This is a genomic window from Isoptericola dokdonensis DS-3 (assembly GCF_001636295.1).
Taxonomy (GTDB): domain Bacteria; phylum Actinomycetota; class Actinomycetes; order Actinomycetales; family Cellulomonadaceae; genus Isoptericola; species Isoptericola dokdonensis.
In genome coordinates this window covers 2,658,032-2,677,496 of record NZ_CP014209.1, presented here as the reverse complement: position 1 = coordinate 2,677,496, position 19,465 = coordinate 2,658,032, and the positions used below count along the sequence as shown (strand labels likewise).

Below are 19,465 nucleotides of genomic sequence, written 5' to 3'. Positions count from 1 at the left end.
TGCTGGTCCGGCCCAGGTCCGCACCCCCACCACACCACCACGGAGGCGTCCAGGTGAGCAACGTCCAGCCCGGGACCGTCATGGTCGACCGTTACCGGCTGACCCGCCCCGCCGCGACCGACCTCGCGGAGGCGGAGGCCTGGGAGGCGCAGGACCAGATCCTGGACCGCGCCGTCCGCGTCACCTTCGTCACCGGCCCGAACGCCTCGGCCGCCATGGACGCCGCCCGCCGCGCCGCCCTCGTCGCCGACCCCCGCCTGTGCCGCGTGCTCGACGTCGGCAGCACCGACCTCGGGTCCGGCGAGACCTCCTACGTCATCACCGAGCCCTACGCCGGCGAGTCGCTCACCCAGATCGTCTCCCGCGGGCTCGTCGACGCCCAGCAGGCCCGCGCCCTCGTCGGCGAGGCCGCCACCGCCCTCGAGGCGGCCCGCCAGCGCGGCGTCCACCACCTCGCCCTGCGTCCCGAGGCCGTCCGCGTCGACGGGCACCGGGTCGTCGTCACCGGGCTCGGGATCGACGCCGGGCTCGCCGGCGTCGAGGCCTCCGACGTCGACGCCGGGGCCACCGACGCGCGCGGCCTCGTCGCGCTCGGCTACTACGCCCTCACGGCCCGCTGGCCGGGCGAACCGCTCGACAACCCCTGGATCGCGCCCGACGCCGTCCGCCCCCTGCCTGCCCAGGGCGACGCCGACGGCGCGGTCCCGCTGTCCGCGCTGGTCCCCCACGTCGACCCCGAGCTCGACGCGCTGGCCCGCCGCGCCTTCGGCACCGGGGACGACGTCCCCGCCGGACCCGGCGACGTCGTCGCGGCCCTCGAGCCGTGGGGTCAGGTGTCCGTCATGGCCGCTCTGCCCCAGTTCGTGCAGCCCGCGCCGGACCGGCCCGTGCGCGCGTCCGTCCTCGGCACGGGCAGCTCCGCCGAGAGCCGTCCCGGGACGCCGCCGCCCGCACCCCCCGTGCGACGCCCCTCGACCACCGGGCGCATCGCACGTGCGGGAGCCGTCGGTGCCGTGGCCGGGTCCGCCTACGGTCAGGCCGCACCCACCGCCGCGTACTCGCCGGCCGCCGGCTACGGCACCCCGCCGGTCGCCCCGCCCGCACCCACCGCGTACCCGCAGCAGCCCGCGCCCCAGCAGGCCTACGCCGGGCAGCCGGGCGCCACCCAGCAGCACGCGCCCGTCCCGCCGCCGCCCGGCGGGTACACCGCGCCCCCCGGGTCCGGCAGCCCCACGACCGGGTCGTTCTCGTCCACCGCCGCACCGAAGCGCCGCGGCGTCAACCCGACGCCCATCGTCCTCGGCATCATCCTGGTGCTCGTCGTGCTCGCCGCGATCTGGGCGGTCAGCCAGGCGATCAGGCCGTTCGACGCCCCGCCGCCCGTCGCCGAGACCAGCACCAGCGCGGCCCCCACCGACGGCGCCACCTCCAGCGAGGAGCCGGAGCCCACCGAGGAGGAGACGCCCGAGGTGCGGCCGATCATCGACGCCGGCACCGTCGTCGCGCTCGGTGACGCGGAGGCCGACAAGCCCGAGGCCGCCGAGCTCGCGTACGACTCCGACCCGTCGACGTTCTGGTACACGTACACGTACCGCAACAACCCGGTCTTCGGCGGGCTCAAGGAGGGACTCGGCTACGAGGTCCAGCTCCGGGAGAACGCCCCCGTGTCCCGCGTCGACCTCCTCACCAACAGCCAGGGCGGCCGCTGGGAGCTGCGCGCGACCACCGGTGACGACCCGACCGGCGGCGACCTCCTCGCCGAGGGCTCCTTCGACGCCGAGACCGCGATCGAGCTGGACGAGCCCGTCATCGTCGGCGACATGGTCCTGTGGATCACCGAGCTCCCCACCACCGACGGCGACTACCGGCTCGAGCTCAACGAGATCACCCTGTCCTGACCCTGGAACACACGGCGCCGCCGGTGTGTTGACAACCCTGGCGACCCGGGACCCACCTCCCGGCGCCGGATCCTGACCGACCACCTGGAGCGAACGTGACCGACCAGTCGACCTCGTCCCCGACGCACGACATCGTCATCGTGGGTTCCGGCCCTGCCGGGTACACCGCGGCGATCTACGCGGCCCGTGCCGGGCTCGCCCCGGTCGTGGTCGCGGGTTCGGTGACCGCCGGTGGCGCCCTGATGAACACCACCGAGGTGGAGAACTTCCCCGGGTTCCCCACCGGGGTGCAGGGCCCCGACCTCATGGAACAGCTGCGCGAGCAGGCCGAGAAGTTCGGCGCGAAGGTCCTGTGGGACGACGCCGAGACCCTGGAGCTGACCGGCCAGGTCAAGACGGTCACCACCGGCGGCGGGGAGACGTTCCGTGCCCGCGCCGTCGTCCTGGCCACCGGGTCCGCCTACCGCGAGCTCGGCCTGGACGACGAGAAGCGCCTGTCCGGGCGCGGGGTGTCCTGGTGCGCGACCTGCGACGGATTCTTCTTCCGCGACCAGCACGTCGTGGTCGTCGGCGGCGGCGACTCCGCCATGGAGGAAGCGACCTTCCTGACCCGGTTCGCCTCGAAGGTCACCGTGGTGCACCGCCGCGACGCGCTGCGCGCCTCCAAGATCATGGCCGACCGCGCCACCGCCGACCCCAAGATCGACTTCGCGTGGAACAGCGCCGTGGTGGCCATCCACGGCCAGGACAAGGTCACCGGCGTGCGCCTGCACGACACCGTCACCGGCGTCGAGACCGACCTGGACGCCACCGGCCTGTTCGTCGCCATCGGCCACGACCCCCGCAGCGAGCTCCTCGCCGGGCAGATCGACCTCGACGACGACGGCTACGTCCTGGTCGAAGGACGCACCACCCGCACCAACCAGCCCGGCGTGTTCGCCTGCGGCGACCTCGTCGACCACACCTACCGCCAGGCCATCACCGCCGCCGGGTCCGGCTGCGCCGCCGCCCTCGACGCCCAGGCCTACCTCGCCGACCTCGCCGGCCAGGACCAGCCCGACCCCGAGGAGCTCCCGGCCGCCCTCGACGCGGTCGCCGGCTGAGCAGACTTCCCTACCCACCACCGAAGGAGCGCACACATGGCCACCGTCGCCGTCACCGACGAGACCTTCAAGTCCGAGGTCCTCGAGTCCGACGTCCCCGTCCTGGTGGACTTCTGGGCCACCTGGTGCGGCCCGTGCCGCATGGTCGCGCCCATCCTCGAGGAGCTCTCCGAGGAGTACGCGGGCAAGGTCAAGATCGTCAAGCTCGACACCGACGCCAACCAGGCCACCACGATGGCCTACGGCATCACCTCGATCCCCACGCTCAACGTCTACTCCGGCGGGGAGATCGTGAAGTCGATCATCGGCGCCCGCCCCAAGCGCGCCCTCACCGAGGAGATCGAGCAGGTCCTCGCCTCCTCCCCCGCGACCTGACCTCCGGGCCCACCTGCTGAACCACCGAGGATGGCCGCCGCCCCACAGGGGCGGCGGCCATCGTCGTCTCCCCCACCACCCTGCACCCTGTCCCCCGCTGGCAAGGCGCGAGTCAGCGCTGGGCAAGGCGCGAGTCAGCGCAGGCCGGCACCAGTCAGCGCAGGCCGGCACCAGTCAGCGCAGGCCTGCGCGAGTCAGCACGAGGTCGTTCGCCCGCCTGCTTCGGCCACGGGTCGCCGGGCTCGATACTTGTCGCAGATCGACCGCACCCGAGGCGTCATCCCCGGCGTGCGGGACGCGCGATGCTGTCGCTTCCGGCGGCGACAACACGCCTCCCACTGGCGCGATCTGTGCCCTGACCTGGTCCGGCAAAGGACAGAGATGACGGTCTCCTGTTGACCGCGTGAGCCCGCCCGACTCGCGATCTCGCCATCCCGGCATGTTTCACGTGGAACGCCAGGACATCGAGCCCGAACCCGTCTCCTGCGGCGCTGACGGCCCGACGACGTGCGTCATGAACGACGCCTGGCCGCTGCTCGCTCATGTCGGCTATGGACTGGTATGCGGTACATCGCACAGGCATCATGCTCTTTGTCCGGACGGACCTCCGCGGGCACGGGACTACCCCGCCGCTGCTGCGGCCGTGGCTCGGCGGCGAGGGGCTGATCAGGGAGCCGAGGCCCTCGACGGCCGCGGCGCCGCGCTTCGACGGACACCAGCCACACCACTCACCATGCGACCCGCAAGCAACAGGGTCCGCTGTTTCACGTGAAACAGCGGACCCTGAGCGCACCCTCCGAAGGCTTCAGGGCTTCAACAGCCCGGGGTCAGACGGCGCCATGACGGCGAGGATGCGGTTGAGGTCCTCCACCGAGGCGAACTCCACCGTCATCCGTCCCTTGGTCTTGCCGAGGTCGACCTTCACGCGCGTCTCGAAGCGATCCGACAGGCGGGTGGCCAGCTCCGTCATGGCTTCGCTCCGCTGGCCGGCACGTGGCGATCGGCGGGCAGCCTTCTCCTCGCTGCCGTCGGCCAGCAAGGTGACGATCTCCTCGGTCGCGCGGACAGAGAGCCCTTCGGACACGATCCTCTGCGCGAGGCGCTCGATCTCTGCGCCATCCGTCAGGCCGAGCAGAGCCCGTGCATGACCCGCGGAGAGTACGCCAGCTGCCACACGCCGCTGCACCAGTGGAGGGAGCTTGAGCAGTCGGAGGGTGTTGGAGATCTGGGGTCGCGAGCGCGCGATCCGGACGGCGAGCTCTTCATGGGTACAGCCGAAGTCGTCGAGAAGCTGCCGATACGCAGCTGCCTCTTCGAGCGGGTTCAGGGCCGCCCTGTGCAGGTTCTCCAGGAGTGCATCCCGGAGCATCTGTGAGTCCTCGGTCTCGCGGACGATCGCCGGGATGACCTCGAGTCCGGCCGCCTGAGAGGCCCGCCAGCGCCTCTCACCCATGATGAGTTCGTAGGTGCCGTCGACCTCGGGGTCAGGGCGAACGATGATCGGCTGGAGCACGCCGATCTGCGAGATCGAGTCGACCAGCTCGTCGAGGTCGCTCTCGTCGAACACCGTCCGTGGCTGACGGGCGTTCGGCCGGATCGCTCCGACGGAGATCTCTGCGAACCGTGCACCCGGCACCGGCACCAGGTCGTCGTCGCTGGTCCCCAGAGGCGTCACCGACTCCGCAGCCACCTGGGGAAGCTCACCCGTGGCGGTGGCGGCGGCCAGATCTTCGGGAGCGTCGTGCTCGGCCACCATCACCGTGGTCACGACGCCCAGGTCCTGGACGATCCCGGAGTCCGAGGCCTCCGCCTCCAGACGCGTCGCCAGCCCGGCAAGCTCTGACAGCGCATCGGGCGACGAGTCGCCGGCCGCACCACGGGGTTGGCTGTTGATCGCCAACCGTCCACCGGCGATAGCCGAGTCCCACGACGCCGTGCGGCGGTCGCCCCGACTGGCGCTCGACGCCGAGTCAGGCGCGCCGTCCCGAAGGGTGGAGTCTTCCTCGACCACCGTCGTCGGTGCCGCCGGCGTCGCGTCAGTCGACGGGAAGAACACGTCGACGGGCTTCTCCTGCGGCGGCCCCTGCGGGATCAGAGCACCCAGTCCGCGACCTAGTCCGCGCTTCTTCTGGCTCATGATCCCCCAGCCTCCTGGTCACCGACAGGGCTTCCGGCCCTGCCGTTCAAGCTCGTCGTGCGCAGTGTCGGTGCCGCGCAGTTCGTGTCGATGTTCATGATGCTACGCGCGTCACTGCAGGTCAGCGCGCTGAACTGCATGCTCTGCCAGCTCGCGGGCAGCCTCGAGGTATGCCAGCGCACCGGTTGACCCAGGATCGTACGTCATGACCGTCTGCCCGTGGGAGGGCGCCTCGGAGATCCGCACGGAGCGCGGAACGGTGGTCCGCAGCGTCTGCTCCGGGAAGTGCGTCCGCACCTCGGTGGCGACCTGCTGCGCCAGGTTGGTCCTCCCGTCGTACATCGTCAGGAGGATGGTGGACACGACAAGTTCCGGGTTCAGGTGCGCCTTGATGAGCTCGATCGTCTTGAGGAGCTGGCTCAGTCCCTCCAGCGCGTAGTACTCGCACTGGATCGGGATGAGGACCTCTCGCCCGGTCACGAACGCGTTCACCGTGAGCAGGCCCAGGCTCGGCGGGCAGTCGACGAGCACGTAGTCGATCGGGTCCTCCCCGTTCTCGATCCTCTCGCGGAGATACACGTCGAGCGCCTTGCGCAGTCGGGTCTCCCGGGAGACGAGGGAGACCAGCTCGATCTCCGCGCCCGACAGGTCGATCGTCGCGGGGACAGCCCACAGCCCATCGACGTCAGGGCATGCCTGCACCGCACTCGCCAACGGCGCGTCGTCGACCAGCACCTCGTAGATCGACGGCGTGCCCGCCCGGTGATCGATACCCAACGCCGTCGACGCGTTCCCCTGCGGATCGTTGTCGATCACGAGGACCTTCAAGCCCGCGCGAGCCAGGCCAGCGGCAAGGTTGACCGTCGTAGTCGTCTTACCGACGCCACCCTTCTGATTCGCGACCGTGATGATGCGCGTCTGCGAGGGTCGAGGGAACTGCCGGCCCGCCAGGTCGATCCGTCTGCGCGCGTCGAGCGCGAGCTGCGCAGCGAGGGGCGTCTCCTCGTCCATCGTGGGGACCGAGTCGATGAGCGCCTCACGCTGCGCCTCTGGATCCGGGATGGCCGGAACAGTCCACCCCTCCCCTGTTTCACGTGAAACGTCGGTGTCGGTACCGTCCGCCCAACGCCCCTCCGACGGCACGTCGGGGTGCTCCGCTCTCATGCTCACCGGTGTCCTCCACGTCGGTACTCCATGCCGCGTTCACTCTACGGGCTCCACGGCTCGCGCGGACGGCCGACAGTCCGACAGGCTCCGAGCTCGATCCATCCTGTTGACCGCCCTGACGTGGCAACTCGCTCCGCCTGTCCACAGCTCGCGGTGGTGCCGTTTCACGTGGAACGTGCGGCTCATCGCCCTGCGCGGCGTGGTCAGGCGCCGAGCGCTCCTCGAGGCGGGACTTCGTCGCGCGGCCACCCATCCCTGACCGTCAGGGAGGTCCGCCGCCACACCCTTACTGACTCCGGTTGTGCGGCGCTGACCCTGCATGGGCTGGGAGAACAGGGCATTCCTGGATGCTTCGCGGCAGAACGCCCTCGCCGTCATGCAGCACCCCGCCCACCTCGTGACTCCGGCCCGCGCGGCGTGAGCATGTGAGCCTCTCGCGGGGCTCAGAACCTACGTGTTCCCTGCGGTGGCGCGAGCGGTTCGAGCGCACCGTCCACCCCGCACCCCACGCATGGGGATCGGCACCAGCACAAGCACCAGATCTCACGTTTCACGTGAAACGTACCCTGCGACACCGAGCGCGCGCTGGTGGGCGGCTCCCTCACTCACCGCCGACACCGCGCTCGGGTCGAGGCGATCAGCGGAGACCAAGACGTCCTCGCCGTCTCGGCCGGCAGCAGCGGGCCTGAATGGACTGCCTCGTTCTCGCCTCACGCCCGAGCGAAGATCTCGCGCATCGAGAGCCTCGACCGGTGCCGTCGGCCACCGTGGCACGACTGACCTCCCCACGCTGGCTTCCTCGCCCAGGGACTGCACCACCACCGCCAGCCTGACATCGTCCTCCCGCCCATCCATGGAACGTCACCTCCGGGCGGGCGCCACGACGCCCTGACACCCCTCGGGGAAGCAGGTCAGCATCCTGAACGGTCAGGCCCGTGGAGGGGCCATGTCCGCGCCCCACCTGCGGGGACACCCTTCGCAGGGATCGCGCGGGAGTGCGCGAGTCGTCGCGTCCTCACCCTCCGAACCTGCGACGTGAGCGTCACCGACAGGTCGCGCACCGTGCGCCGCCGATCACGCCGAAGGCCTGCAGTCCTCACCCCGTAGCCCGCCTCGCAAGCGGTGCGACCCGCCCCACGCGAACCACAGGAGTCGCGACCGGCGACCGGTGAACACAGGCCACCGTGCCGTGCCGGGTCAGCCGCGGCGCACCCTCAGGATGGTCGTCGACTCCACACCCGGCACGGTCACACCGTCGAGGATCTCCGGCTCTGACGCGCGGAACGCTCGGAGCACCTTGCGCGCGGGCTCGATCTCCTTGTCGACGTTGCGACCCTTGAGGATGATCATCTCGCCACCGCGACGCAGCAGCGGCATGCTCATCCGCGCGAGCTTCGACAGTGCGGCGACAGCGCGAGAGGTCACCACGTCCACCTCGAAGGCACCGTCGTACTCCTCGGCCCGCCCGTGCTTGACCTCGACGTTCGCCAGGCCGAGGTCCTCGGCGATCTCGGTCAACCACGCGACGCGCCGTTCCATCGGCTCGACGAGGTACACGCGGGTCTCGGGACGCATAAAGGCGATGACGATGCCCGGCAGACCCGCGCCCGAACCGATGTCGGCGACAGACGCCGCAGCACCGAGGTGCGGCACCACGGCGGCGGAGTTGAGCAGGTGTCGCTCCCAGAGTCGCTCTACCTCGCGCGGCCCGATCAGTCCGCGGGTCTCTCCCTCGTCGCGCAACCTGTCGTGGAACCGAGCCGCTGCGGCATACGAGTCACCGAAGAAGTCCCTGACCTCGGCGCTCGCTCCGATGGTCTCGTCGGAGCCGAGCGGTGCGCCGTGGGTCGTGTCGTCCGTGCCCATGCTTCCTCTCCTGTCTTCGTCTCGTCGCGTGCTGTGCGACGGGTTCTCCTTGACCGGCAGACGAAGGCCCGTCGTTTCACGTGAAACGACGGGCCTTCCTCAGAGCACTCAGTGAGCGGGCGCCGCGCGGATCACGACGTGCCGGTTCGGCTCGACTCCGGCCGAGTCGCTGACCAGCCCGGCGGCGGTGACGACGTCGTGCACGACCTTGCGCTCGAACGCGTTCATCGGGGCGAGCGAGACGCTCTCTCCGTTCTCCCGGACGCGGGTGACGGCGTCCTGGGCGACGCCCTCCAGCTCGGTGCGGCGGCCGGAACGGTAGCCGGCGACGTCGAGCATGAGACGGCTGCGCTCCCCCGTCCGCGCCAGCACCGCGAGGCGGGTGAGGTCCTGCAGTGCTTCCAGGACTTCGCCGTCCCGTCCGACCAGCGGCGAGAGCAGCTCCGGTGCATCCTCGGAGACGATCTCGACGGCGGCGCGGTCGTGCTTGATGTCCAGGTCGATGTCGCCGTCGAGGTCGGCGATGTCGAGGAGCTCCTCGAGGTAGTCGGCCGCGACCTCGCCTTCCTCCTCGAGCCGGGCGACCGTGGACTTCTCCGGGGTCGTGTCTGCCGTCATCGGGCCGACCTCACTTCCTCTTCTTCTGGCGGTTCTTCCGCACGGGCTGCTGCCGCTGCCCGCGGATCTCCGGCGCCTCGGGCGCTTCGTCCTCGACGACGACCACGCCCTTCTTGGACGCCTTGGCGGCCTTGCGCTCGTTGAGCAGCCGCTCGGCCTCGGAGCCCGGAGCAGGCATCCGCCGGATCGTATAGAACTGCTGACCCATGGACCACAGGTTCGTCGTGGTCCAGTAGATGAGCACGCCGACGGGGAAGTTCACGCCGGAGACGAGGAAGATCAGCGGCAGCGCGTACAGCATGATCTTCTGCGTGTTCGCCATGGGGCCCTCGAGCGCGGCCTTCGGCATGTTCTTCATGGTGAGCTGGCGCTGCGTGAAGAACGTCGTGGCGCTCATGGCGACGATGAGCACGAGGATGACGGCGCGCACGCCCCAGTCCTCGGTCTGCATGAAGACGTCGGAGAGCTTGGCACCGAGGAGGTCGGAGTTCTCGATGTCGCTCGCCACGGCGGCGTTGATCGGACCGATCGGGTCCTTCGTGCCCTCGGCGATCGGCTGCAAGTTGTACAGCACCCGGAACAGCGCGAAGAAGATGGGCGACTGCAGCAGGATCGGCATGCAGGAGGCGAACGGGTTCGTCCCGTGCTTGCGGTACAGCTCCATCGTCTCGCGGCCCATGGCCTCACGTGCCGACGGGTCGGTCTTGCCCTTGTACTTCTTCTGGATCGCCTGCAGCTCGGGCTGCATGATCTGCATCCCGCGGGACGCCTTGATCTGCTTGAAGAACAGCGGGATGAGCAGGATGCGGATGACGATCGTCAGGGCGACGATGGACAGCACCCAGGCGAGGCCCGGCCCGTCCTGCATCCCCAGGGCGGTGAGCACCTGGTGAGAGCCGTACATGATCCAGGCCACGACCCATTGGATCGGGTACAGGATGGTGTCGATCATCCCGGTATGTCTCCTCTGTCGGAAGTCTGTGCTCCGGGCGGCGCGTCCCGGGGCTCAGTGAGTGTGGGCGCCGCGGTGCTCGTGCGTGCGAGCCGGCGGGACGTCGTCGACGCCGCCGAGGCTCCAGGGGTTGCACCGCAGGATCCGCCAGAGGGCCAGCCCGGTACCGCGCAGCGGTCCGTGCGTGCGGATCGCGACGAGCGCGTAGTTGGAGCAGGACGGGTAGTACTTGCAGGTCGGGCCGGTCATCGGCGACACGACCGCCTGATACACCCGGATCGCGCCCACGAGGACGGCGGCGGGCACGATGCGCAGGAGCTCTCGGCTCCGCGAGATCACGGGGTTGCTCATCGGACCGGCCGGGGCGCACGGTCGAGCGCGCGGTCGATGCCGCGGGTGACGTCCCGCTGGAGCTGGGCGTACTCCACGTCGAGGGCGCGCGGAAGCGCGCGCAGCACGACGAGGGTGTCGTCGGGCAGCACGTCGATCCGCTGTGCTGCGGCGGTCCGCAGACGACGCTTCACGAGGTTGCGGTGCACGGCGTTGCCCACGGCCTTGGAGACGACGAGACCGACGAGCGGTCCGTCCGTCCGGTCCGTGTCACGGGCCAGGTGGACGACCACCGTCGGTCGCCCCGCGCGCGCGCCGCCGCGCACCGCCCGTTCGAAGTCGACGGAGCGGCGCATGCGGCGCGCCGCGGGGAGCATCGCTCAGGCAGAGAGCTCGACGCGACCCTTGCGGCGGCGGTTCGCCAGGATGGCGCGGCCGGCACGGGTGCGCATGCGAAGGCGGAAGCCGTGGGTCTTGGCACGACGGCGGGTGTTCGGCTGGAAGGTCCGCTTGCTCACGAGGTACTCCAAGAAACGTCGGGGAGGTACACCGTCTGTCCTCGACGATGTCGGTCTGGTTGCAGGTCGACCAGTGCGGTGACCGGGCCGACCCGAGGACTGCGCTCGGGTAAGGGCGCGCAGAAGTACCTGGAACGGCTGTCCGACGTTACGCCGTCGGGGGCTCTCAGGTCAACCGGCGCCGACGTGACGACGGTGACACGAGCCGCACGATCGTGGTGTTTCCACACCGCTGTCCACAGGGTCCACAGGGTGTGGAAAACTATGTGGACACTGCACCTGAGAGCCGGAGGAACCCGTGGCACAGTCCGACGCCAACATCACCGACGTCTGGTCCCAGACGTTGGCGACCCTCGAGGCCCGTTCGGACATCTCCGCCCGGCAGCTCGCGTTCATCCGGCTGGCCAAGCCGATGGCCATCCTGGAGGACACCGTCTTCATCGCGGTGCCGCACGAGCAGACCCGCACCTATCTCGAGACCAGTGCTCGCGACCAGCTCGTGTCGGCGATGTCGTCGACACTCGGACGCGACGTGCGCTTCGGCATCACCGTGGACCCGGAGCTCAGCCACGAGTCGCTGACGGGTCCCGCCCAGGACTACGCCCCGCCCGTGGAGACCCCCACCGAGCCGGACACCCCGGCCGCGATGCCCGTGTCCCCGCTGCCGGCCGACCGCAAGGACAGGGTCGAGCCGACCCGCCTGCACCCGAAGTACATCTTCGAGACGTTCGTCATCGGCTCGTCCAACCGGTTCGCCCACGCAGCCGCGGTCGCCGTGGCCGAGGCGCCGGCGAAGGCGTACAACCCGCTCTTCATCTACGGGGACTCCGGTCTGGGCAAGACGCACCTGCTGCACGCCATCGGGCACTACGCCCACAACCTCTATCCCCACGTGCGCGTGCGCTACGTGAACTCGGAGGAGTTCACGAACGACTTCATCAACAGCATCGGTGACGGCCGCACGGGGGCGTTCCAGCGCCGCTACCGCGACGTCGACGTCCTCCTCATCGACGACATCCAGTTCCTGCAGGGCAAGGAGCAGACGATGGAGGAGTTCTTCCACACCTTCAACGCGCTGCACAACGCCGACAAGCAGGTCGTGATCACGTCCGACGTGCCGCCGAAGAAGCTGGACGGCTTCGAGGACCGCCTGCGTTCGCGCTTCGAGTGGGGCCTGATCACGGACGTCCAGCCGCCGGACCTCGAGACCCGCATCGCCATCCTGCGCAAGAAGGCGGCGAGCGAGCGGCTCGACGTGCCGGCCGAGGTCCTCAGCTATATCGGTTCGCGCATCTCGACCAACATCCGCGAGCTCGAGGGCGCGCTGATCCGGGTGACGGCGTTCGCGAACCTCAACAAGCAGCAGGTGGACCTCGCGCTGGCGGAGATCGTCCTCAAGGACCTGCTGACGGACGACGACCAGGCTGCCGAGATCACGCCCGCCGTGGTCATCGCGCAGACGGCCGCGTACTTCGGGCTGACGATCGAGGACCTCTGCGGGACGTCGCGGTCCCGCGTGCTGGTGACGGCGCGGCAGATCGCGATGTACCTGTGCCGCGAGCTGACGGACCTGTCGCTGCCGAAGATCGGCCAGCAGTTCGGCGGTCGCGACCACACCACGGTGATGCACGCGAACCGCAAGATCGCCGGCCAGATGGCGGAGCGCCGTTCGACGTACAACCAGGTCACGGAGCTCACGAGCCGCATCAAGCAGCAGCATCGCGGCTGATCCACCCCGTGATCCACACCGTCCACACGGTGTGGATCACGCGTTCCCACAGAGTTGCCCACAGCGCGGTGCGCGAGATCGTCCCGATCCACCCCCGCTCGTCCCCACGGTGTGGACAGGCGGAGTGGAAAACTCGTCGTCCGCGCCGACCAGGCTCGTGCACACCTGTGGACAGATCTGTGGATGCCTGTGGAACACGCCGTCGGCGCGGTGGACGAACACCCGGTGAACGGTGGACGCCTGTGGGGACAACTTTCGTCGCCCACAGGCGCGCGTCGTCGCCCACAGGTTGTCCCCACCCGCTACCCACACGCCGACACGGCCGCTGACCTGCGAGGACATCGGTTCTCCCCAACTTCCACAGGTGCTACGACGACGATGAACGTGTTTCTTCCCGGAGATGGATCACCCGCCTTCATCACCCGGCGCCGCACGACCGGGGCATCGGACCAGGGACGGTTCGGCGCGGTACTCTGAGGGCTGCGTCGCCACCTCCACCTGCCCGGACGGGGACGCCGCACCGCACGAGACACCTGAGGAGTGGGATGAAGTTCCGCGTCGAGCGAGACGTCCTGGCCGAGGCCGTGACCTGGACGGCCCGCACCCTCCCCACGCGACCCCCGGCACCGGTGCTCGCGGGAGTCCGCATCGAGGCGGACGCCTCCGGCACCATCGTCCTGGCCAGCTTCGACTACGAGGTCTCCGCCCGGTCCGAGATCGCGGCCGAGGTGGCCGAGCCCGGGACGGTGCTCGTCTCCGGTCGTCTCCTCGCGGAGATCTCCCGGGCCCTGCCCAACAAGCCCGTGGACGTCTCGGTGGAGGGGAACAAGGTCGTCCTGACCTGCGGGGCCTCTCGCTTCACCCTGCTGACGATGCCCGTGGAGGAGTACCCCACGCTGCCCACGCTCCCGGAGCTGACCGGCACGGTCTCCGGGGACGCCCTGACGCACGCGGTGGCGCAGGTCAGCGTCGCGGCGAGCCGTGACGACACCCTGCCCCTGCTGACCGGCGTGCGCGTGGAGATCGAGGGTGAGCGCATCACGCTCCTCGCCACCGACCGCTACCGGCTGGCGCTGCGCGAGCTCACGTGGACGCCCGCGACACCCGGGTACTCGACGGTCGCGCTGGTGCGGGCCCGCACGCTCAACGACGTCGCGAAGTCCCTCGGCTCCGGTGGCGGGCTGGTCAACATCGGCCTGTCCACGGGCGAGGGTCTGGACCTCATCGGCTTCGAGGCCGGCGGCCGCCAGACCACGTCGCAGCTCGTCGACGGCGACTACCCCGCCGTGCGCCGGCTGTTCCCCGACGCGACCCCGATCCACGCCGTCGTCCCCACCCAGGCCCTCATCGACGCCGCCAAGCGGGTGTCGCTGGTCGCGGAGCGCAACACCCCGATCCGGCTCGCGTTCTCCGAGGGACAGGTCGTGCTCGACGCCGGTCAGGGCGACGACGCGCAGGCCTCCGAGGCCCTCGAGGCGGTGCTCGTGGGCGAGGACATCCAGGTGGCCTTCAACCCGCAGTTCCTGCTGGACGGGCTCGGTGCGCTGGGCACCGACTTCGTGCGCCTGTCGTTCACCCACCCCAACAAGCCCGTCGAGTTCACCGGTCAGGGCTCGCTCGACGGCGAGGACTCGTCGGAGTACCGGTACCTGCTGGTGCCGATCCGCTTCTCGTCCTGACGCGCGTCCGGCGCAGCCCGAGCGGCGGCGTCGGACCCGCCCTACGCTCGCACCGACGCCTACCGGAGGTTTTCCACATGGTCACCCACATGGGTCTTGTCGGTCTGGGCAAGATGGGCAACAACATGCGCGAGCGCCTGCGTCGCGGCGGCATCGAGGTCACGGGCTACGACCCGCGCCCCGAGGTGTCCGACGTCGCCACTCTCGCCGACCTCGTGGCCGCGCTGCCCGGTCCGCGGCGCGTGGTGTGGGTGATGGTCCCCGCGGGCGAGCCGACCCGGTCGGTGGTGCAGGAGCTGGGGACCCTCCTCGGGGAGGGCGACGTCGTCGTCGAGGGCGGAAACTCGCACTACCCGGAGGACCAGGCACGTGCCGCGGAGCTGGGGGCGCACGGCGTGGGCTATGTCGACGTCGGCGTGTCCGGCGGGGTGTGGGGCCTGGAGAACGGCTACGGCCTGATGTGCGGCGGTGAGCCGGCCGACGTCGAGCTGCTCATGCCGGTGTTCGACGCGCTGCGCCCGGAGGGGCCCCGCGAGGAGGGTTTCGTGCACGCCGGCGGCGTCGGTGCGGGCCACTTCGCGAAGATGGTCCACAACGGCATCGAGTACGGGCTCATGCAGGCGTACGCGGAGGGCTACGAGCTGCTCGCGGCGAAGGACGGCCTGGTCACGGACGTGCACGGCACGATGAAGGCCTGGATGCGGGGCACCGTGGTGCGGTCCTGGCTGCTCGACCTCATGGTGCTCGCCCTGGAGCAGGACCCGAGCCTCGCTGCGATCGACGACTGGGTGGACGACTCGGGCGAGGGCCGGTGGACGGTCGACGAGGCCATCGACAACGCCGTCCCGCTCCCGGTGATCTCCGCCGCCCTCTTCGCGCGCTTCTCCTCCCGCCAGACCGAGTCGCCCGCCATGAAGGCGGTCGCGGCGCTGCGCCAGCAGTTCGGCGGCCACGCGGTCAAGCCCGCCTCGTAGTCGGGGCGAGACCGGTTCCATGTACGTCTCGCACCTGTCGCTGCTGGACTTCCGCTCGTACGAGTCGGCCGACGTCGAGCTCGAGCCCGGTCCGAACGCGTTCGTGGGGCGCAACGGGCGTGGCAAGACGAACCTCGTCGAGGCGGTGGGCTACGTCGCGACGCTGGGCAGCCACCGGGTGGCGAACGACGCCCCGCTGATCCGTGCCGGTGCGCAGCGAGCGGTGGTGCGGGCCCGCGTGGTGCGCGGCGACCGCGCGTCGACCCTGGAGCTGGAGATCACGGCCGGTAAGGCGAACCGGGCGCGCATCAACCGTGGCCAGCTGGGGCGGGCACGGGACGTGCTCGGCATCCTGCGCACGGTGCTGTTCGCGCCGGAGGACCTGGCCCTGGTCAAGGGCGACCCGGACGGACGGCGCCGGTTCCTCGACCAGCTCGTGGTGCAGCTCCTGCCACGGGCGGCGGGCGTGCACGCGGACTACGAGCGGGTGCTGAGGCAGCGTTCGGCGCTGCTGAAGTCCCTGCGCGGGCACCGGGCGGCGGGTCGTTCCCCCGACCTCGCGACCCTGGAGGTGTGGGACGCCCGGGCCGCGCAGCTCGGTGCCCAGGTGCTGGCGTGGCGGACGTCGTTGGTGCGGTCGATGGCGCCGCTGGTGGCGGACGCGTACGCGCAGGTCAGCGACTCGGACGGCGAGGCGGTGGTGGAGTACCGGTCGGCGGTCGTCGACGGTGCGGACGCGACGGACGTGGGCGCGCTGGAGAAGGCGATGCTCGCCGCGGTGCAGGAGCGCCGCGACGCCGAGGTGGAGCGCGGGCAGAGCCTCGTCGGCCCGCACCGGGACGACCTGGCCCTCACGCTCGGCGGGCTGCCCGCCAAGGGGTACGCGAGCCACGGCGAGTCGTGGTCCTTCGCGCTGGCGCTGCGGCTGGCGTCGTTCCGGCTGCTGGGCGGTGCGGACGACCTCACGGGCAGCTCCGCGTTCTGGGACCCGGACCACGGCTCCGACGCCGACCCGGTCCTGATCCTGGACGACGTGTTCGCGGAGCTCGACGTGCGTCGCCGGGAGCGGCTGGCGGAGCTGGTGCTGCCGGCCCGGCAGGTGCTGGTGACGGCGGCGGTGCCGCAGGACGTGCCCGAGCTGTTGACGGGTGCGCGGTTCGAGGTCACCCCGGGCCAGGTGCGGCGTGTCTGACGCGTCGCCCGCGGGTGCGGCCGACGACGGTCCGCGGGAGCGGGACCCGCGGCCGGTCGCCGCGCGCGGCGACCTGACGCCGCCGGCGGAGGTGGCCCGGGAGGCGCTGAACAGGGCGAAGGCCGCGGCACGCGCCAAGGGTCTGCGCCCCGGGGTGCCCTCGCGGCGGTCCCCGCTCGCCGAGCCACGACCGGAGTCCCAGGGGCCGGGGGCACGGGACCCGCGCACGCTGTCGGACGTCGTCGGGCGCCTGCTGCGGGACAAGGGGTGGACGCAGGACGTCTCGGTGGGCGGTGTGATCGGGCGGTGGCGCGAGGTGGTGGGTGACCAGGTGGCCGACCACTGCGTGCCGGAGACGTTCGAGGACAAGGTGCTGGTGGTCCGGACGGACTCCACGGCCTGGGCGACGCAGGTGCGGCTGCTCGTCCCGACACTGCTGCGCCGCCTCGCGGAGGAGGTCGGTGAGGGCGTCGTCGAGCAGGTCCAGGTGCTCGGTCCGGCGGGTCCGAGCTTCCGTCGCGGGCGCCGTTCGGTGCGGGGTCCGGGCCCGGGGGACACGTACGGCTGACTCCTGCACCGTGGGTGTGGAGAAACCTGTGGACAACGTGTGCGAACGCACACGCGCGGGGGCGGCGGACCCGCGGTTTCTCGCGCTTTCGCGGTAGACTCGTCTGGTGTTCCGGGGGGCGTCCCGGGGCCGATTCGAGCACCGACGAGCAGCCGGCACATCACCCCCGTGCCACTCTCTTGCGCTGCGGCCCGGACGCGTCCGGGTGCCCGTGTCGTGTGCGTGTGAACGACGAGGAGTGCTCCCGCCTGTGGCACAGCGATCCGACGGCGCCTACGACGCCGGGAACATCACCGTCCTCGAAGGTCTCGAGGCAGTCCGCAAGCGACCCGGCATGTACATCGGGTCCACGGGCGAGAGGGGCCTCCACCACCTCGTGTACGAGGTCGTGGACAACTCGGTGGACGAGGCGCTGGCCGGCCACGCCGACACGATCGACGTGACCCTGCTCGCCGACGGCGGCGTGCGGGTGCAGGACAACGGTCGTGGCATCCCGGTGGCCATGCACCCCACCGAGGGCAAGCCCACGGTCGAGGTCGTCATGACGATCCTGCACGCGGGCGGGAAGTTCGGCGGCGGCGGCTACGCCGTCTCGGGCGGTCTGCACGGTGTCGGCATCTCGGTGGTCAACGCCCTCTCGTCGCGGGTGGTCACCGAGGTCCAGCGGGACGGCCACTCGTGGCGCCAGGAGTTCGCCGACGGCGGCACCCCGGTGACGGGTCTGGAGCAGCTCGGCGAGTCGGACGCCACGGGCACGACCCAGACGTTCTGGGCGGACGCGGGAATCTTCGAGACGACGGTCTACGACTTCGAGACGCTCCGGTCCCGGTTCCAGCAGATGGCGTTCCTCAACAAGGGTCTGCGGATCACGCTCACCGACGAGCGCGTCGAGCACGTCTCCGGGCCGGACGAGGTGACGGGCGCCCTGGACTCGCGGGAGGTCGTCGCGGCGCTGGCCGTGCAGGACGGGGCGGAGGCCGCGGCGGCGTCGCCGGACGACGAGGTGCACGACGCCGACGCCGTGGGTGGCCCGGTCCGCACGGTCACCTTCAAGTACGACGGTGGCCTGATCGACTACGTCAAGCACATCAACGGCGCCAAGAAGGCCGAGATCGTCCACCCCGAGGTCATCGACATCGAGTCGGAGGACACCGAGGCGCGCATCTCGGTGGAGATCGCCATGCAGTGGACGACGGCGTACAGCGAGTCGGTCCACACCTTCGCGAACACGATCTCGACGACGGAGGGCGGCACGCACGAGGAGGGCTTCCGTGCGGCGCTGACCACGCTGGTCAACACCTACGCCCGGGACAAGGGGATCCTCAAGGAGAAGGAGGAGAACCTCACCGGCGACGACATCCGCGAGGGACTGACGGCGGTGCTCAGCGTGAAGCTCGGCGAGCCGCAGTTCGAGGGGCAGACGAAGACGAAGCTCGGGAACACCGAGGCGAAGTCGTTCGTGCAGCGCGTCGTCCGTGAGCGTCTGGTCGACTGGTTCGACTCCCACCCGAACGAGGCCCGCGACGTCATCCGCAAGGCGATCTCGGCGTCGCAGGCCCGCATCGCGGCCCGCAAGGCGCGCGAGGCCACGCGACGCAAGGGGATCCTCAGCTCGGGCGGCATGCCCGGCAAGCTCAAGGACTGCCAGTCGGGCCGGCCGGAGGAGTGCGAGATCTACATCGTCGAGGGTGACTCGGCGGGTGGTTCCGCGGTCCGTGGCCGCGACCCGCACCACCAGGCGATCCTGCCGCTGCGCGGAAAGATCCTCAACGTGGAGCGGGCCCGCCTGGACAAGGCCCTGTCGAACACCGAGGTGCAGGCCCTGATCACGGCCTTCGGCACGGGGATCGGCGAGGACTTCGACCTGGCCCGCCTGCGGTACCACAAGATCGTCCTCATGGCCGACGCGGACGTCGACGGCCAGCACATCTGCACCCTGCTGCTCACGCTGCTGTTCCGCTACATGCGCCCGCTCATCGAGCACGGCCACGTGTACCTCGCGCAGCCGCCGCTGTACAGGCTCAAGTGGTCGAACGCCCCGCACGACTACGTGTACTCCGACCGGGAGCGCGACGCGTTCCTCAAGGAGGGGCTGGCGAGCGGCAAGCGCATCCCGAAGGAGAACGGGATCCAGCGCTACAAGGGTCTGGGCGAGATGGACTACAGCGAGCTGTGGGACACCACGATGGACCCCGAGCACCGCACGTTGCTGCAGGTCACGATGGACGACGCCGCCGCGGCGGACGAGATCTTCTCGGTGCTCATGGGCGAGGACGTCGAGTCCCGCCGCAGCTTCATCCAGCGCAACGCCAAGGACGTCCGGTTCCTCGACATCTGACGGAACGGCCGCGTACAGATG

Annotated in this window: 17 protein-coding genes; 9 read left to right on the top strand and 8 right to left on the bottom strand. The window is 70.5% G+C overall.

Annotated elements, in window-relative coordinates; all coding sequences use genetic code 11:
• The first annotated feature begins 53 nt into the window (after positions 1 to 53).
• From I598_RS12485 to trxA, 3 genes are all read left to right on the top strand, one after another.
• Positions 54 to 1,898 carry a protein kinase family protein gene (locus I598_RS12485; RefSeq protein ID WP_068203236.1) on the top strand — a complete coding sequence of 615 codons (1,845 nt, stop codon included), beginning with the start codon at positions 54 to 56 and terminating at the stop codon, positions 1,896 to 1,898.
• A gap of 95 nt (positions 1,899 to 1,993) precedes the next feature.
• Complete coding sequence (trxB, locus tag I598_RS12480; protein ID WP_068203235.1) at positions 1,994 to 3,001, top strand: thioredoxin-disulfide reductase; 1,008 nt, start codon at positions 1,994 to 1,996, stop codon at positions 2,999 to 3,001.
• A 36-nt stretch (positions 3,002 to 3,037) separates the two neighbouring features.
• Positions 3,038 to 3,376, top strand: a complete 339-nt coding sequence (gene trxA, locus I598_RS12475) for a thioredoxin (protein WP_068203234.1) — start codon at positions 3,038 to 3,040, stop codon at positions 3,374 to 3,376.
• A gap of 805 nt (positions 3,377 to 4,181) precedes the next feature.
• On the opposite strand, the gene I598_RS12470 is transcribed toward trxA, so the two are convergent.
• From I598_RS12470 to rpmH, 8 genes are all read right to left on the bottom strand, one after another.
• Positions 4,182 to 5,513 (bottom strand): ParB/RepB/Spo0J family partition protein, encoded by a 1,332-nt coding sequence (locus tag I598_RS12470; protein WP_068203233.1) that lies wholly within the window; start codon positions 5,511 to 5,513, stop codon positions 4,182 to 4,184.
• Between the two features lie 111 nt (positions 5,514 to 5,624).
• Positions 5,625 to 6,677, bottom strand: coding sequence for a ParA family protein (locus I598_RS12465; protein WP_083973605.1), 1,053 nt, complete (start codon positions 6,675 to 6,677; stop codon positions 5,625 to 5,627).
• Positions 6,678 to 7,877: 1,200 nt separating this feature from the next.
• Positions 7,878 to 8,546, bottom strand: coding sequence for a 16S rRNA (guanine(527)-N(7))-methyltransferase RsmG (rsmG, locus tag I598_RS12460; protein WP_068203232.1), 669 nt, complete (start codon positions 8,544 to 8,546; stop codon positions 7,878 to 7,880).
• A gap of 108 nt (positions 8,547 to 8,654) precedes the next feature.
• Complete coding sequence (locus I598_RS12455; RefSeq protein ID WP_068203231.1) at positions 8,655 to 9,164, bottom strand: Jag family protein; 510 nt, start codon at positions 9,162 to 9,164, stop codon at positions 8,655 to 8,657.
• Between the two features lie 10 nt (positions 9,165 to 9,174).
• Positions 9,175 to 10,116 (bottom strand): membrane protein insertase YidC, encoded by a 942-nt coding sequence (yidC, locus tag I598_RS12450; protein WP_068203230.1) that lies wholly within the window; start codon positions 10,114 to 10,116, stop codon positions 9,175 to 9,177.
• Positions 10,117 to 10,170: 54 nt separating this feature from the next.
• A complete protein-coding gene (gene yidD, locus I598_RS12445) occupies positions 10,171 to 10,467 on the bottom strand; it encodes a membrane protein insertion efficiency factor YidD (RefSeq protein ID WP_068203229.1) in 297 nt (98 codons plus the stop codon).
• The gene (rnpA, locus tag I598_RS12440) at positions 10,464 to 10,823 is read right to left on the bottom strand and encodes a ribonuclease P protein component (protein ID WP_068203228.1); all 360 of its coding nucleotides are present in this window, start codon (positions 10,821 to 10,823) and stop codon (positions 10,464 to 10,466) included. The genes yidD and rnpA overlap by 4 nt, the downstream gene beginning before the upstream one ends.
• Positions 10,824 to 10,826: 3 nt before the next feature.
• Positions 10,827 to 10,964, bottom strand: a complete 138-nt coding sequence (gene rpmH, locus I598_RS12435) for a 50S ribosomal protein L34 (RefSeq protein WP_068205264.1) — start codon at positions 10,962 to 10,964, stop codon at positions 10,827 to 10,829.
• Positions 10,965 to 11,262: 298 nt separating this feature from the next.
• Here rpmH and dnaA point away from each other — a divergent pair, with 298 nt between their 5' ends.
• From dnaA to gyrB, 6 genes are all read left to right on the top strand, one after another.
• Entirely contained in the window at positions 11,263 to 12,693 is a 1,431-nt protein-coding gene (gene dnaA / locus I598_RS12430; RefSeq protein WP_068203227.1) for a chromosomal replication initiator protein DnaA, read from the top strand.
• A gap of 545 nt (positions 12,694 to 13,238) precedes the next feature.
• Positions 13,239 to 14,372 (top strand): DNA polymerase III subunit beta, encoded by a 1,134-nt coding sequence (gene dnaN, locus I598_RS12425; protein WP_068203226.1) that lies wholly within the window; start codon positions 13,239 to 13,241, stop codon positions 14,370 to 14,372.
• Between the two features lie 77 nt (positions 14,373 to 14,449).
• Positions 14,450 to 15,346, top strand: coding sequence for a phosphogluconate dehydrogenase (NAD(+)-dependent, decarboxylating) (gnd, locus tag I598_RS12420; protein WP_068203225.1), 897 nt, complete (start codon positions 14,450 to 14,452; stop codon positions 15,344 to 15,346).
• A 19-nt stretch (positions 15,347 to 15,365) separates the two neighbouring features.
• Entirely contained in the window at positions 15,366 to 16,538 is a 1,173-nt protein-coding gene (recF, locus tag I598_RS12415) for a DNA replication/repair protein RecF (RefSeq protein ID WP_068203224.1), read from the top strand.
• Between the two features lie 73 nt (positions 16,539 to 16,611).
• Complete coding sequence (locus I598_RS12410; protein WP_068205263.1) at positions 16,612 to 17,106, top strand: DciA family protein; 495 nt, start codon at positions 16,612 to 16,614, stop codon at positions 17,104 to 17,106.
• A 250-nt stretch (positions 17,107 to 17,356) separates the two neighbouring features.
• Entirely contained in the window at positions 17,357 to 19,444 is a 2,088-nt protein-coding gene (gene gyrB, locus I598_RS12405) for a DNA topoisomerase (ATP-hydrolyzing) subunit B (RefSeq protein ID WP_068203223.1), read from the top strand.
• Positions 19,445 to 19,465: the final 21 nt, after the last annotated feature.

Coding starts and splice junctions, on each gene's coding strand:
- trxA (WP_068203234.1), top strand. CDS start 3,038: ATGGCCACCGTCGCCGTCACCGACGAGACCTTCAAGTCCGAGGTCCTC.
- I598_RS12470 (WP_068203233.1), bottom strand. CDS start 5,513: ATGAGCCAGAAGAAGCGCGGACTAGGTCGCGGACTGGGTGCTCTGATC.
- I598_RS12465 (WP_083973605.1), bottom strand. CDS start 6,677: ATGAGAGCGGAGCACCCCGACGTGCCGTCGGAGGGGCGTTGGGCGGAC.
- rsmG (WP_068203232.1), bottom strand. CDS start 8,546: ATGGGCACGGACGACACGACCCACGGCGCACCGCTCGGCTCCGACGAG.
- I598_RS12455 (WP_068203231.1), bottom strand. CDS start 9,164: ATGACGGCAGACACGACCCCGGAGAAGTCCACGGTCGCCCGGCTCGAG.
- yidC (WP_068203230.1), bottom strand. CDS start 10,116: ATGATCGACACCATCCTGTACCCGATCCAATGGGTCGTGGCCTGGATC.
- yidD (WP_068203229.1), bottom strand. CDS start 10,467: ATGAGCAACCCCGTGATCTCGCGGAGCCGAGAGCTCCTGCGCATCGTG.
- rnpA (WP_068203228.1), bottom strand. CDS start 10,823: ATGCTCCCCGCGGCGCGCCGCATGCGCCGCTCCGTCGACTTCGAACGG.
- dnaN (WP_068203226.1), top strand. CDS start 13,239: ATGAAGTTCCGCGTCGAGCGAGACGTCCTGGCCGAGGCCGTGACCTGG.
- gnd (WP_068203225.1), top strand. CDS start 14,450: ATGGTCACCCACATGGGTCTTGTCGGTCTGGGCAAGATGGGCAACAAC.
- recF (WP_068203224.1), top strand. CDS start 15,366: ATGTACGTCTCGCACCTGTCGCTGCTGGACTTCCGCTCGTACGAGTCG.